Annotated in this window: 16 protein-coding genes; 10 read left to right on the forward strand and 6 right to left on the reverse strand. The window is 63.2% G+C overall.

All coding sequences use genetic code 11. From position 1 onward, the window contains the following. Window positions 1–184: 184 nt before the first annotated feature. A complete protein-coding gene (locus D9V34_RS07230; protein ID WP_121688165.1) occupies window positions 185–763 on the forward strand; it encodes a hypothetical protein in 579 nt (192 codons plus the stop codon). On the opposite strand, the gene D9V34_RS07235 is transcribed toward D9V34_RS07230, so the two are convergent. After that, window positions 760–1,698, reverse strand: a complete 939-nt coding sequence (locus tag D9V34_RS07235) for a nucleotidyl transferase AbiEii/AbiGii toxin family protein (protein WP_121688166.1) — start codon at window positions 1,696–1,698, stop codon at window positions 760–762. The two genes, D9V34_RS07230 and D9V34_RS07235, sit on opposite strands and share 4 nt — an antisense overlap. After that, window positions 1,695–2,270 (reverse strand): type IV toxin-antitoxin system AbiEi family antitoxin domain-containing protein, encoded by a 576-nt coding sequence (locus tag D9V34_RS07240; RefSeq protein ID WP_121688167.1) that lies wholly within the window; start codon window positions 2,268–2,270, stop codon window positions 1,695–1,697. The genes D9V34_RS07235 and D9V34_RS07240 overlap by 4 nt, the downstream gene beginning before the upstream one ends. A gap of 197 nt (window positions 2,271–2,467) precedes the next feature. On the opposite strand from D9V34_RS07240, the gene D9V34_RS07245 reads away from it, so the two are divergent. Next, entirely contained in the window at window positions 2,468–3,451 is a 984-nt protein-coding gene (locus D9V34_RS07245) for an aldo/keto reductase (protein WP_121688168.1), read from the forward strand. Between the two features lie 62 nt (window positions 3,452–3,513). On the opposite strand, the gene D9V34_RS07250 is transcribed toward D9V34_RS07245, so the two are convergent. Beyond that, window positions 3,514–4,857: an APC family permease gene (locus D9V34_RS07250; RefSeq protein WP_121688169.1), complete on the reverse strand. Its 1,344-nt coding sequence runs from the start codon at window positions 4,855–4,857 to the stop codon at window positions 3,514–3,516. A 53-nt stretch (window positions 4,858–4,910) separates the two neighbouring features. Beyond that, complete coding sequence (locus tag D9V34_RS07255; protein ID WP_121688170.1) at window positions 4,911–5,813, reverse strand: carbon-nitrogen hydrolase family protein; 903 nt, start codon at window positions 5,811–5,813, stop codon at window positions 4,911–4,913. Between the two features lie 240 nt (window positions 5,814–6,053). On the opposite strand from D9V34_RS07255, the gene D9V34_RS07260 reads away from it, so the two are divergent. From D9V34_RS07260 to D9V34_RS07270, 3 genes are read left to right on the forward strand one after another with little or no spacing between them, the layout of a single operon-like run. Beyond that, window positions 6,054–6,866, forward strand: coding sequence for a MerR family transcriptional regulator (locus D9V34_RS07260; protein ID WP_183091896.1), 813 nt, complete (start codon window positions 6,054–6,056; stop codon window positions 6,864–6,866). A gap of 43 nt (window positions 6,867–6,909) precedes the next feature. Next, window positions 6,910–7,698 carry an SDR family oxidoreductase gene (locus tag D9V34_RS07265; protein WP_121688172.1) on the forward strand — a complete coding sequence of 263 codons (789 nt, stop codon included), beginning with the start codon at window positions 6,910–6,912 and terminating at the stop codon, window positions 7,696–7,698. 17 nt (window positions 7,699–7,715) lie between these two features. Continuing rightward, window positions 7,716–8,054: a nuclear transport factor 2 family protein gene (locus tag D9V34_RS07270; RefSeq protein ID WP_121688173.1), complete on the forward strand. Its 339-nt coding sequence runs from the start codon at window positions 7,716–7,718 to the stop codon at window positions 8,052–8,054. A gap of 45 nt (window positions 8,055–8,099) precedes the next feature. Here the strand turns inward: D9V34_RS07270 and D9V34_RS07275 are convergent, their stop codons facing one another. Both D9V34_RS07275 and D9V34_RS07280 read right to left on the reverse strand, forming a co-directional pair. Beyond that, on the reverse strand, window positions 8,100–8,435 hold the full coding sequence (locus D9V34_RS07275) for an NIPSNAP family protein (protein WP_121688174.1): 336 nt from the start codon (window positions 8,433–8,435) through the stop codon (window positions 8,100–8,102). 8 nt (window positions 8,436–8,443) lie between these two features. Next, complete coding sequence (locus D9V34_RS07280) at window positions 8,444–9,313, reverse strand: helix-turn-helix transcriptional regulator (protein WP_030143113.1); 870 nt, start codon at window positions 9,311–9,313, stop codon at window positions 8,444–8,446. Window positions 9,314–9,475: 162 nt separating this feature from the next. Between D9V34_RS07280 and D9V34_RS07285 the strand changes: the two genes are divergently transcribed. The 5 genes from D9V34_RS07285 to D9V34_RS07305 all read left to right on the forward strand — a co-directional run bounded on the left by D9V34_RS07285 (window position 9,476) and on the right by D9V34_RS07305 (window position 13,052). Beyond that, complete coding sequence (locus D9V34_RS07285; RefSeq protein WP_121688175.1) at window positions 9,476–9,769, forward strand: putative quinol monooxygenase; 294 nt, start codon at window positions 9,476–9,478, stop codon at window positions 9,767–9,769. Between the two features lie 35 nt (window positions 9,770–9,804). After that, window positions 9,805–10,116, forward strand: a complete 312-nt coding sequence (locus D9V34_RS07290; protein WP_121688176.1) for a putative quinol monooxygenase — start codon at window positions 9,805–9,807, stop codon at window positions 10,114–10,116. A gap of 49 nt (window positions 10,117–10,165) precedes the next feature. After that, on the forward strand, window positions 10,166–11,218 hold the full coding sequence (locus tag D9V34_RS07295; protein WP_121688177.1) for an NAD(P)-dependent alcohol dehydrogenase: 1,053 nt from the start codon (window positions 10,166–10,168) through the stop codon (window positions 11,216–11,218). A 24-nt stretch (window positions 11,219–11,242) separates the two neighbouring features. Further along, on the forward strand, window positions 11,243–12,220 hold the full coding sequence (locus tag D9V34_RS07300; protein WP_121688178.1) for an aldo/keto reductase: 978 nt from the start codon (window positions 11,243–11,245) through the stop codon (window positions 12,218–12,220). Between the two features lie 100 nt (window positions 12,221–12,320). Next, complete coding sequence (locus D9V34_RS07305) at window positions 12,321–13,052, forward strand: SDR family oxidoreductase (protein WP_121688179.1); 732 nt, start codon at window positions 12,321–12,323, stop codon at window positions 13,050–13,052. Window positions 13,053–13,171 lie beyond the last annotated feature (119 nt).

Genomic DNA, 13,171 nt, shown 5'->3' on the forward strand with positions numbered 1-13,171 from the left:
ATACTCCCGACCCAGCACAACTCACCGCCAGAATCTAACGCCCTAGCGTGTTCATAATCACTCACATGGCACCGTTCGTCTCCCAACCAGGAATTCCCAATCGGCATGCTCGCTAGGATTGCTCGAATGTCGCGGCATTCATACTGCCGCGATTCTCACCGCCTTCACATCCCAAGGATTTCTCATGACTGCACCCGCCGCCGATTCAACCGTTCCCCAGAAAAAGCCCGTGTGGAAAAAGAAGTGGTTTTGGATCGTTGTCGGGGTGTTTCTCGTGATCGGGACCATTTCAAACCTTGTCAATGGTGGTTCGGGGAAGAACGATGCTGCGCCGGCTCCGAGCGCGCCAGTAGCCTCGATCGAGCCCACCACCGCCGCTTCAGAAGCCCCCGTACCGACACCTGAAGTCAGCAGCCCGGCCTCGGACGTCGCGGCAGCTTCGCCCGCAACGGCCGAGGCGCGCTGGCTAGAAATGCACAACGTCAGCAGCCCGACCGATTTTCTCAGCATGCCCGGGTACGAAAACTCGCTGGTGAACCCCCTGTACGCCATCCAGCCCGGATGGGGTGGCAGCACCGACGGGTTCCTAGAGATCAAGGTTCAGGAGCAGCTGACAAAAGAATCGGTAAAGCGCCTCGGCATTAACGTCTTGAACTTCATCGGGCCGGAATTCCGTGGTATCACTGGAATCCAGTTCACCGATTCACAGGGGCTCGATTACAACTTCTACCGCGCCAGCGCACCGTTGGCAGATCGGGGCTAAAATCTCGGGGCTGGCGAGTGCGTGCCCAGATCTTGATTGGTCCAGTGCCCACCGACGGGATCCCATGTGCCTTTCACATCGGAACTCAATAGGGGATCAACAAAAGCCGAGAGCGCCTCGAGCACCTCGGCAAATGATTCGGGAAGGTCGGTGGTTCTGCTCGTCCGAAACCGCCATGCCACCCAGTGCGGCTGAGCGATCACCTGCATCCCATTGAGCAACGGGAATACCGAGAGTAATCGGATGCCGCGATACTCAGTCACGACGCCTAGAGCTGTGCGCAATTCGCCCGCGTGAATACCGTGACGATGGGACAGCACATAAATATCGGCAAAGTCCCGCCATCGTGAATTCACCAGTCCACGTTCCATGACCGTCGAAATCTTTTCTGCCAGAACCATCACCATGGGGTAACCCAAAACCTCTAGGACCGGCTGCCCCAACGCAACCAGCCGGGGAATCCTCACCCTCTGCGGCTCCGGCCAAATCGGATCTCCAAAGTTGACATCGATTCCCACAAAGAGCCGGGCTCGCCCAAGACTGGCGGTGAGTTTCACCCGAACGCCCGAATACTCATCCGAATCGCGTATTACCGAGACAACCATTGAGTCCTCCTCGAAGACCACCCCGTCGTCCACCTCGATTCGGGCGATGGCTCGAATCTTCTCGGCAACCACGTCCATTCGACTCACCAACCCCGACACCTGCACATCTATATCCTGGGTGGGACGCCGCGCCTCAAATGCTGCCAGGAGCACTCCGCCCTTCAGCACAAAGTCGTCCGCGTCTGGAGAGCGGGAAATACGCTCAAGCAGAGCTTCGAGAGCGTAGAGCGTGAGCAGCTCCTGCACGTTGGCACCGGTTTTTCTCGCCAGCGCCTGAATGGCAAGCGTTGCATCGCCGGCAGGTGTGCCGTGCTGAGCCGAGGCGTTCATAAGAGTATTTCCAGTGCCGTGGTGAGTGCGGGACGAGCCTTGGGGAACGCCTGCGCAATTTCGAGGAGCGCCGGGATACTGCGTGCAGGAGAGCGCAGCCACTGTTTGAGGGCGCTATGCGCGATATCGCTGCCCCACCGATGGCGCAGACGAAACAGATCCACGAGGGTTCGTTCCGCCGAGTATAGGCCGATGGTAGCCCCATCAATGAGGGGATATTCGGTGCGCCCAAGATCGAAGGTAATCGGATCAAATCGATGCCAAGACACGGGTTCGAACTCAACCTTGACCGGCTGCTGCCCCCGCGGAATGGCAATATCCGAGTGAATGGGAATCTCGTCCGTCAGCCCGTGAATGGACAGGGCGGACATCATGCACAGCGTCGAACGCGGCTTCTTCGCGGCAATTGCGACCCAGGCGGCGGCGGTGCCGTCGATAACTCCCGGACGCATAAATGACCCCGGGGCAACGCGCTCGTATCCCCCCTCATTGATCAATCGGTCGAATCCGTGTCGGGTCAGACCGTATGATCCCAGGTCTTGATAACGCAGGAAAACCGGAAACTTCGACATGATGTTCACTCCCTTTTCGACAAAAATCGTTACACATACCTATTGTGTGGCATGTTTTTCGTTGAACACACCGTGTAGTGAACGATGTCATGGCCCGGGTGATCTGTCACCACTTTGGCACCGTCGATTTCGCTAGCATTGAACCTGCACCCCGGGATTCCGGCGATGTCACCGCGTTCGGCAGAAGGAGCACACCCATGGAACAGCGCAGTCTAGGAAAAACCGGACGATCCGTGTCGGCAATCGGGTTGGGCACCTGGCAGTTGGGTGCCGACTGGGGCGAGGTCAGCGAGGCCGATGCGCTGGCCGTGTTGGAGGAGTCGGTCGCCGCCGGCGTCACCTTCTTTGACACCGCCGACGTGTACGGCGACGGACGCAGCGAGCGCTTCATCCGCGCCTTCCGCGAGCGCAACCCCGAGCAGAACGTGTTTGTGGCCACCAAGATCGGCCGCCGCCTGGAGCAGCTCCCCGAAAACTACTCGCGCGAGAACTTCATCGCCTGGGTCGACCGCTCGCGCACCAACCTCGGCGTGGACACCCTGGACCTGGTGCAGCTGCACTGCCCGCCCTCCCCCGTCTACACCGACCAGCGCGTGTTTGATGCGCTGGATGAGCTGGTCGAAAAGCAGGCCATCGCCGCGTACGGGGTGAGCGTCGAGGAGAGCGCGCAGGCCCTCACCGCGATCGAACGCCCGGGGCTGTCCTCGGTTCAGATCATCCTCAACCCGTTCCGGCTCAAGCCCCTGGACGAGGTTCTGCCCGCGGCGATCGCGCACAATGTGGGGATCATCGCTCGGGTGCCGCTGGCCAGCGGGCTGCTTTCGGGCAAGTACACCGCGGACACGGTGTTTCCCGAAAACGACCACCGCACCTACAACCGCAACGGCGAGGCCTTCGACCGCGGCGAAACCTTCAGCGGCGTGGACTTTGCCGACGGGCTGGCCGCCGCCCAGGAGTTTGCCGCGGCCCTGCCCGAGGGGGTTTCGGTTCCGCAGGCGGCACTGCGCTGGCTGATCGACCAGCCGGGCGTGACCGCCGCCATCCCCGGTGCCCGCAACGTCCGCCAGGCCCTCGCCAACGCCGGGGCTGCCGATCTCCCCCGCACCTCCCCCGAGCTGGATGCCCGGGTCCACGAGATCTACGACCGCTACTTCCGTGCCACCGTGCACCCGCAGTGGTAGTCACCCCCGCAGAAAACGGCGCCGCGTTCCCTCCCGAGGAACGCGGCGCCGTTGCTTATGGGCTAGACGTTGTCGACGCTGAGCTCCGGCGGCTGGCGGCGGAATCCGCGCGTGGTGATCCCCAGCACGACCACTCCCAGCACAAACCAGATCGCGCCCAGGGTGATTGCGTGCACATCCAGCTGGGTCAGCAGGTAGGCGATCACGATCATGCCGATAATCGGCACCACCACATACACCAGCGGGTTGTGGGTGATTCCCTCGCGGCGCTGCTTGAACCAGTACACGATCACCGACAGGTTCACCATGATGAACGCCACAAACGCGCCGAAGTTGATAAACGAGGTGGAGGTGGACACATCCATGAACATCGCGATCAGACCCACGATCGCGATCACCAGGATGCTCAGCATCGGGGTGCGGAAGCGCGGGCTCAGCGCCCCGAAGATGCGCTTGGGCAGCACGCCGTCACGCCCCATCGCGTAGAGCAGACGACTCCCCGAAGCCTGGGCGGCCAGTCCCGAGGTGAACTGGGCCACCACCAGTGCGGCCAGGAACACGGCGCCGAAGAGGTTGCCGCCGATCTTGGTGGCGATCTGGAAGGCCGCGGTGTCCGAATCGGTGAAGGTCCCGCCCGGGTGCACCAGCTGGGCCACATAGGCCACGATCACAAAGATGCCGCCGCCGATCAGCGCGACCAGCATGATCGCTTTGGGGACCGTGCGGCGCGGTTCAATGGTTTCCTCGGTGAGCGTGGTCACCGCATCGAATCCGAGGAAGGAGTAGGCGGCCACCGCCGCGCCTCCGGCGATCCCCGCGAATCCGGCGTTGATGCCGGTGAAGGGCTCGGCGCTGAAGAGGCCCGAGGGACCGTTGGTGTTCACCACCGAGGCGATCGACAGGGCCACAAAAATCACGATGACAAGGATCTGGAACGACATCAGGATCAGGTTGGCACGGTCGGCCACCTTGAGCCCGATAACGTTGAGAACGCTGGTGATCACGATGAATCCGAGGATCCACACCGGCATCGGCACCCCGGGGAACTGCGCCTGGAGGTAGGAGCCACCGATCAGCCAGATGACCATCGGCAGGAACATGTAGTCGAGGATGACCGACCAGCCCACCAGGAAGCCGATCCGGCCGCCAATCGTGCGTCGCACGTACGTGTAGGCGGACCCGGCCACCGGATAGGCCTTGGCCATCCGGCCGTAGCTACTCGCGGTGAACAGCATCGCGATCAGCGCGATCAGATAAGCGCTGGCGCTGGCACCACCGGTCTGCGAGGCGATCACGCCGAAGATGCCCAGCACGATCAGCGGGGTCAGATAGGCCAGTCCAAACAGGACCAGCGAGGGCAGCTTCAGCGTGCGTGCAAGCGTGGGAGCGGGGGAAGAATTTGACACAGTGAGATCCTCAATCGGGTGGTGTGCCGCATCGTTCAGGGGCCGTAAACGGTCTACTGGGCGCTTGCGTTGGGGGTTTGGGGGGACCAGTGCAGCGGGTCGATACGGCCCCGATACATGGGCAGTTCGATGGTGGGATCGCCCTCGTGGAACTGTGCCCACATCCGGTTGCTGCCCATCGTGCCGTGCTCGCGAACCGCGGCCACCGCGTCCGGATCAAACGTGAACGTGAGGGTCTCTTCACCGAGGCCTCCCTCGGCGATCACAAATCCCTCGGGACCCACCACGATGCTGCGGCCGCGACCCACCGGTTCGGCGGCGTTCAGGCTCGCCACCACGTACTGGTTGACGATCGCATTGGCACGGGCGAGCACGAGTTCCTGCTCGCGATCGGGCGAGGTAGTTTTGACGATATTGAGGACCAGATCCGCGCCCAGCCAGCCCAGCTGGCGGGCGTGCTCGGGGAACCAGGCGTCATAGCAGATCGAGAGGCCCACGGTTCCATGCGAGGTTTCCGCATGGTTCAGTCCCTCGACGATGAACTTATCGCCGGGACGGTGCGGCTCGAACGGACGCCACGGGAACATCTTGCGATAGCTGGCGCGCAGGGTGCCGCTGGGATCGAAGATCAGCTGGGTGTTGTAAAACTCCCCGTCCGCACCGATCTCGCCGATACTGCCGGGGCAGAACCAGATCCCGTGCTCGGCGGCAATCGCTCCCAGTCGGGTGACATACTCATCGTCCAGCGTGACCGCGGCGGCGCGCAGGGCCGCGGGACGCGCCTCCTCGGGGAGGTGTTCGGTCCCGCACAGGTGCATCTCCGGGTAGACCAGCAGCTCGGTACCGGGGTGGGCGGCGAGCGTCTCGGCCACCTCGTGGGCAAACCCCTCCAGGGTGCCATCAATCGGGTACGGCCGGCGCTGCGCCAGCGCGATCCTGAGTTTTTCCGCGGTCATGTTGAACTCCTGTCTGGGCGAGACGAACCGGACCCGACGGGCACCCACGCACCCGACATCGTTTCGCATCGTGGTTCACTGCCGATTCAATCAATCCCGGAGAATTTGATCAACGGTAAACCAAAGATTGGGCCCGCACACTCGACCCCCAAATGAGGGTAACCGGCCCGGATTACGCGAATGTTTCCGAACGCTCCCTGTCCGTTGGGAGCGCGCCCGCGGATGGGAGAGAATGACCCTATGGCTTCCCTCATGACAATCGGCGATTTCTCGCAGGCCACCCGGCTGAGCGCCAAGTCGCTGCGGTTCTATCACCGGGTGGGCATCCTGGAACCGGCCGAGATCGACCCGCACAATGGCTACCGGCTTTATTCTTCCGGGCAGGTGGCCGATGCCCGGGTAATCCGCGAGTTTCGCGCGCTGGATTTGCCGCTGGACAGTATCCGCGAGATTCTGGCAACCGCGGATGTGGCCGGCCGCAACGCGCTGATTACCGAGCACCTGAATCGTCTCGAGGAGCGCCTTCGGGTCACCCAGCACGCGGTGGCCTCGCTGCGGGGCTTGGTGGATCTGGGCTCAACCCCGCCCCATATTGAGCACCGCAGTGTTCCGGCGCTGCCGGCCCTGGTGATTCGTGAGCGGATCAACCGTGACGATCTCGGCGACTGGTACACCGCCGCCCGAGACGAGCTGTTGGCCATCGATCCGGCAGACATCGCGGGACCGCTCGGGGGCGAATGGGCCGCCGAGCTTTTCCTAGACGGAAACGGCGAGGCCGTCCTCTTCCTTCCGCTGCGCGAGGGAGCCGCTGAGCGCGAGTATCCGGGACGCCTTCGCGTGGAGGTGCTGCCTGCGGTGGAGCTTGCCGTGGCCGTGCACCGCGGGCCCGATGAGACCATTGCCGAAACCTACGCGGCACTGGGTGTGTATGTGGCCGAGCACGAACTGGGAATGCCCGGGCCGCTGCGCGAACGCTATCTGCGGGCGGCCACCGCCGAGTCCCCGGAGCTAGTGACCGAGATCGGCTGGCCCATTTTCCGCACCGGGCGCTAACCGAGCTTGACCTTCCCCCTAGGGGAATGCCGAGCCTGGGGATATGACAATTTCGTATCCCCCTCTGCTCTCCCTCGCCGGCCGCCACGCACTCGTGGTGGGCGGCACCAAGGGCCTCGGCGCCGCGACCGTGCAGCGCCTCGCCGACGCCGGTGCCCGCGTGACCACCGTGGGCCGTTCACGCCCCGAACACACCGCGGCCGAATCCTTTCTCCAGTTTGATGTGACCGCACCCGACTCCCCCGCCCGAATCGCCGAGGCCGTCCGCGAGTCCGGCGGCCTGGACATCCTGGTGCACGTGACCGGCGGCTCCAACACCCCCGGCGGCGGCCACGCCTCGATGACCGACGCCCACTGGCACGACGAGCTGGCGCTGAACCTGCTGGCCGCGGTCCGTCTCGACCGGGCCCTGATTCCGCTGCTGCAGGAGCGCGGTGCGGGATCGATCGTGCACGTCACCTCGATCCAGGGCAAGATGCCGCTCTATGACGGGACCCTCGGATATGCGGCGGCCAAGGCGGCGCTGCGCGCCTACAGTAAGGGTCTCGCCAATGAGCTTGCGGCGCAGCACATTCGAGTGAATGCCGTCTCCCCCGGCGGAATCCAGAGCCCCGGAGCCTTCGCGCTGGCCGCGCGCCTCGCCGAGGCGCACGGCGTGGACGAGGAGGCGGGGATGAAGCTCATCCTCGACTCGCTGGGCGGCGTGCCCGATGGCCGCTTCGCCCCGCCCGAGGAGATCGCCGAGGTCATCGGATTTGTGGTGTCGGATGCGGCGGCCTCGGTCGTGGCCCAGGAGATCACCGTGGATGGCGGCACCATCAAAACCATCTAGGCCAGGGGCACACACTCATGACATCACCACACCACTCCCCCATCATCGACCGCTTCTTTGACCTGATGGAGGGTGATAAGAAATGGCTGGTGGCCGAGGTGTTCTCACCGGATGCGGTGGTCACCGATGACGGTCAATCCCATCACGGAACCGCAGCAATCATCGACTGGCTTGGCGGGGATGCCAGTGAATACGAGGTCACCTCGACCTGGATTTCCAGCCGCGAGCTGGGTGCCGCCACCGCGGTGACGCAGCTCCTGGAGGGCAACTTCCCCGGCGGACGCGTCCAGCTGGTGTACACGTTTGAGGTGGGTGCGGCGGGGCTCATCGATGCGCTGAGCATCGTCGCCGAGTAACCCGTTCCGAAACAAAATGGCACCGTGGGGCGCGTTTGCCCGCCACTAATGATCGGCGCGGGTCTCATCCGCTGGCGAGACATCGGAGACCAGGGTAATCACCTGGTCTCCGATGCGGCCGGGTTCCACGCTGAAGGCGCGGGCGCGCTCGGGTGAATCACGATAAATCGCTTCGACACGCAAAAAATCGCTCTCGGTGGCGGCAAGCGACACCGCCCACACGAATTCACTGGTGTCGTGCACCGCATAGGCAAATTCGATTCGAAAACCATGCGCTTCCCGGGCCGGGACCACGTGGGTTTGCCACCATTCGACAAAGTCGTCGAGGGTGCCCGGAACGATGGAGTAGCGGCGCAGCTGGGTAGTTTTTAACAGGTTCATCTGGGTGATTACCGTTCGTGAGGGGTGAAGGCAAGCGCACTCTCGGAGTCCCAGGTGTCCAGAATCCGCAGTGCATCGTCGGAGGGTGAGCCCTTCTTCGCCATGTAAATAAAGAGCTGCTGATCGGGGTCCTCGGGCACCGGGAAGGTCTCATATTCGATGTCGATCGGGCCTACCAGTGGATGGGCGAGTTTCTTGGTTCCAAAGGAACACTCGTACACCATGTGCTGAGGCCACCACTGCTGGAATGCCTCACTCTTGACGGTGAGCTCTCCGATGAGCTCATTGAGTGCGCGATCGTTGGGATGACGACTGGAATCTCGGCGCAGAATCGCGGTCATATCGGCCGCCACCACATCCCACTCCCGATAGTAGGTGCGCGCTTCCGGAGCCAGGAAGGTCCAGCGCGCCAGGCTCCGGGCCAGGCCCGTTTCCGCGGTGAAGTCGGGCATCAGTTTTTTCGCCAGATCGTTCATCGCCAGCACCTCCATGCCTACCCCCAGCACAAACGCCGCCGTGTTTTCCATCTGGTCCAGCATCTGGCGCACGATCGGACGCACCTTGGTGGCGCGGACGGGCTGAGGCTGGCGTCCGGTGGCCGGGGAGAACAGCGAGAACAGGTAGGAGCGTTCGGTGGCGTTGAGCAGCAGCGCCTTACACAGCCCGTTGACGATCGCATCGGAGGCGTGCTTGATGCGCCCCTGCTCCATCCGGGTGTAGTAGTCCACGCTCATACCCGCCAGCAGCGCGACCTCATCACGGCGCAGCCCCGGCACACGGCGGGCAATGGTGCCGCCGGACCCGAGGCCCACATCCTGAGGCTGCACCCGGGCACGGGCGGCCCGAAGAAACTCGGCGAGATTGGTTGAGGGTTGCATCCTTCAAGTATCAACCGAGATCTCCCGGTCTGGGTAGGACGGTTTTTCCTAGGCAGAACCCTGCCTGTTTGGACGCTCACCAAAGCTTGCGCACGGTGTTGACTCTGATTGCTGGCCGATTCGGCCAGACACACAACAGACACATTCCCACAAGGAGATCCCATGTACCACGTCGCCGTCTACTTCGATGTTCAGCCCGAGCGCCGCCAGGACTTCATCAACGCAGCCATCAAGGATGGCCGCGATTCCGGTGCCAACGAGCCCGGAACCCTGCGCTTCGAACTGATCCAGGACGAGACCAACGAAAACCGCTTCTACCTCAACGAGGGCTATGAGAGTGCCGAAGCATTCGACATTCACGCCAATGGCCAGTATTTCGCCGAGTTCTTCGCCGAGATCGGTTCCTATGTTGAGGGTCCGACCTGGCTGCTGCGCGGCAACCGCGTCGAAGCCTAACCAATTCCGCCTCGGCTCTACCCGAAGGACCCCGAATGACACAACAAGATTCACTGGTACTGGTGGCCGCGTTCCAGGCCAAGGCCGGATACGAGGATCGGCTCCGGGAGGCTCTGACCAACATGGTTGAGCCCTCCCTGGCCGAGGCCGGCTGCCTCGGCTACCGGCCGCTCTCGGACCCGGCCGTTCCCGGCGCAATGATCTGCCTCGAGGAGTGGGCCGACGCCGCGGCGCTGGAGTTCCACTTCCAGACCCCGCACTTCATCGAGGTTGCGAAGGTTCTCGACGAGATCCTGGCGGTTCCCTTTGCCCTGCGCCGGCTGAGCGAACTACCCGAAGCCGCCTAAACCACCGCGCACCCACGCGGTATCCCCTTCCCTTATTGAAAGGTGTCCTATGACTTCCACCCTTGCGCTGAGCGCCGCTACCCCCGGCGCGGCCTTTGAAAAGGTCACGATTCAACGACGTGATCTGCGCCCCGACGATGTCCAAATCGAGGTGAAGTACGCGGGAATCTGCCACTCCGATATCCACCAAGTAAACGAAGACTGGGGGCCCGCGATCTTCCCGATGGTTCCCGGACACGAGATCACCGGCGTGGTCAGTGCGGTGGGATCCGAGGTGACCACCTTTGCGGTGGGTGACCGTGTGGGAGTGGGCTGCTATGTCGACTCCTGCGGTACCTGCGAGATCTGCCTCCGCGGCGACGAGCAGATGTGTCTCAACGGCCCCGTGGCCACCTACAACGGTCGCGAATACGACGGGACCCCCACCGCCGGCGGATACAGCAAGAGCATCGTGATCAAGGACCACTTTGTGATGTCCGTCCCCGACGGCATGGACCTCGCCGCGGCTTCCCCGCTGCTGTGCGCGGGAATGACCGTCTACGCACCGCTGGTACGGTTCGGTGCCGCCGCGGGCAAAAACATCGCGATCATTGGACTCGGAGGCCTGGGACACGTGGCCGTGAAGATCGCCCACGCGATGGGTGCCACGGTGACCCTGCTCAGCCACTCCCCGCGCAAGGAGCAGGACGCCCTGGCCTTCGGTGCCGACCACTATGTGGTCACCAGCGACCCGGAGAACCTGCGCGCGCTGAACGGCACGTTCGATTTTGTCCTCAACACCGTTTCGGCGGATATCGAACTGGACGCCTACCTGGAAACCCTCAAGATCGACGGCGCGTTCATCAACGTGGGGTTCCCGGCCAAGCCGTATCAGTTCCACGCCGGATCGATTGTGATGCATCAGCGTGCAATCGTCGGTTCCAACTTCGGCGGCCCGGCCGCGACCCAGGAGATGCTCAACTTCTGCGCCGAACACAACATTGCCGCGGAGATCGAGCTGGTGGATGCCGGCGAAATCGCCGCCGCCTATGAGCGCGTCGCTAACAGCACCGTGCGCTATCGCGCGGTGATCGACATCGCCGGCACCCTGCTGGACAACTAATTACCCCTCACACAGGAGAAAACCATGAAAAAAACCACCCTGGGAAACCTTGAGGTCAGCCGAGTTGGACTCGGTGCCATGACCATGTCGGCCTACTACACCGGTGCCGGCGAGTTCAACGATGAGGCCGAGCGCACCATCCAGCGCGCCCTGGACCTCGGTGTCGATTTCATCGACACGGCCGAAATCTACGGCCCGTACACCAACGAGGAGCTCGTGGGTCGGGCGATTCGCGGACGCCGGGACGAGGTGGTACTCGCCACGAAGTTCGGTTTTGTCTCCCACCTGGGCCCGGCCGAGCGGGGCCTGGACTCGCGTCCGGAGAACATTCGCATTGCCGTTGAGGGTTCGCTTCGTCGACTGCAGACCGACTACATCGACCTGTATTACCAGCACCGTGTCGACCCCACCACCCCGATTGAGGACGTGATGGGTGTGCTTTCCGAGCTGGTCAGCGAGGGCAAGATCCGCAACATCGGTCTGTCCGAGGCCGGCCTGGACACCATCCGCCGCGCCCACGCGATTCACCCGATTGCCGCGCTGCAGACCGAGTACTCGCTGTGGACCCGCGACGTTGAGGAGGAGGTGCTGCCGCTGATGACCGAGCTGGGCATTGGTTTTGTCGCCTATTCTCCGCTGGGCCGAGGCTTCCTGACCGGGCAGTTCCGCTCGCGCGACGACTTCGCACCGGATGACTTCCGCCTCACCACCCCGCGTTTCAGCGAGGAGAACTTCGCCGCGAACCTGGCGCTGGTGACCGAGGTGGAGCGAATCGCCGCCGACGCCGATGCCACTCCCGCGCAGGTTGCCCTGGCCTGGCTGCTGACCCGGCACCCCAACCTGGCGGTCATCCCCGGTACCAAGCGTGTGTCTCGAATCGAGGAGAACGCCGGTGCCGATGCCCTGGTGCTGAGTGACACCCAGCTCACCGCGCTGAACGATCTCATTCCCGCCGCGGGAAACCGCTACGGCGAGAACGATCTGTCCGGAATCAACCAGTAGTTCACCCGCCCTGTGCCCGGACTCTCGTAGTCTGGGCACAGGGTTGTGCGGCCTGTTCGCAGGTTCACACTGTTTTACATCACAAGAAAGAGGAGTGGTTATGACATCACAACGCACGGCCATCGTTACCGGCGGCTCCCGCGGCATCGGTCGGGCGGTGGCCGAACGGCTCGCCGCCGACGGCCAATCAGTTGCAATTCTCTATGCGGGGAACTCCGCGGCCGCCACCGAAACACTGAACGCGATCGAGGCGGCCGGTGGCACGGCCATCGGGATTCAGACCGACATCGCCGATGAAACCCAGGTTCGGGCGGCATACGACCAGGTGGAACGCGAATTTGGTGGGGTCGATGTGGTGGTCAACGCCGCGGGCATCATGATCCTGGGGCCGATTGCCGAGTTCGATCTGGACGATCTGGACCGGATGCACCGCACCAACATTCGCGGCACCTTCGTGATGGATCAGGAGGCAGCCAAGCGTGTCCGTAACGGCGGCGCGATCATCAACTTCTCCACGTCGGTGAAGAAGCTGGGTCTGCCCGGTTACGCCGCCTATGCCGCCTCCAAGGGGGCGGTGGATGCGATCAGCTCCGTCCTGGCTAAGGAGCTGCGCGGACGCGACATTACGGTCAACGCGGTCGCTCCCGGTCCGACCGCCACGGCACTCTTCCTCGAGGGGAAGGATCCGGAAGCCATCGAGCGGATGTCCAAAATGAACCCGCTGGAACGTCTGGGAACCCCCGAAGACATCGCCGAAATGGTTTCGCTGCTGGCGGGCCCCGGTCGATGGATCAACGGTCAGACCGTGTACGTCAACGGCGGCATGGTCTAGCTGACGGTGCGGGGCCGTCTGCTCGAATGGGCAGACGGCCCCGCCTTGCTTTGGGACGGCGGAGGCAACGCGGCAAGCCGGGGTTGTTCTTGACGCAGGGCGGCGGAGTTCATGTGGTC

Origin of the sequence: Mycetocola lacteus, assembly GCF_003667575.1 — a bacterium.
Lineage (GTDB): Bacteria > Actinomycetota > Actinomycetes > Actinomycetales > Microbacteriaceae > Mycetocola > Mycetocola lacteus.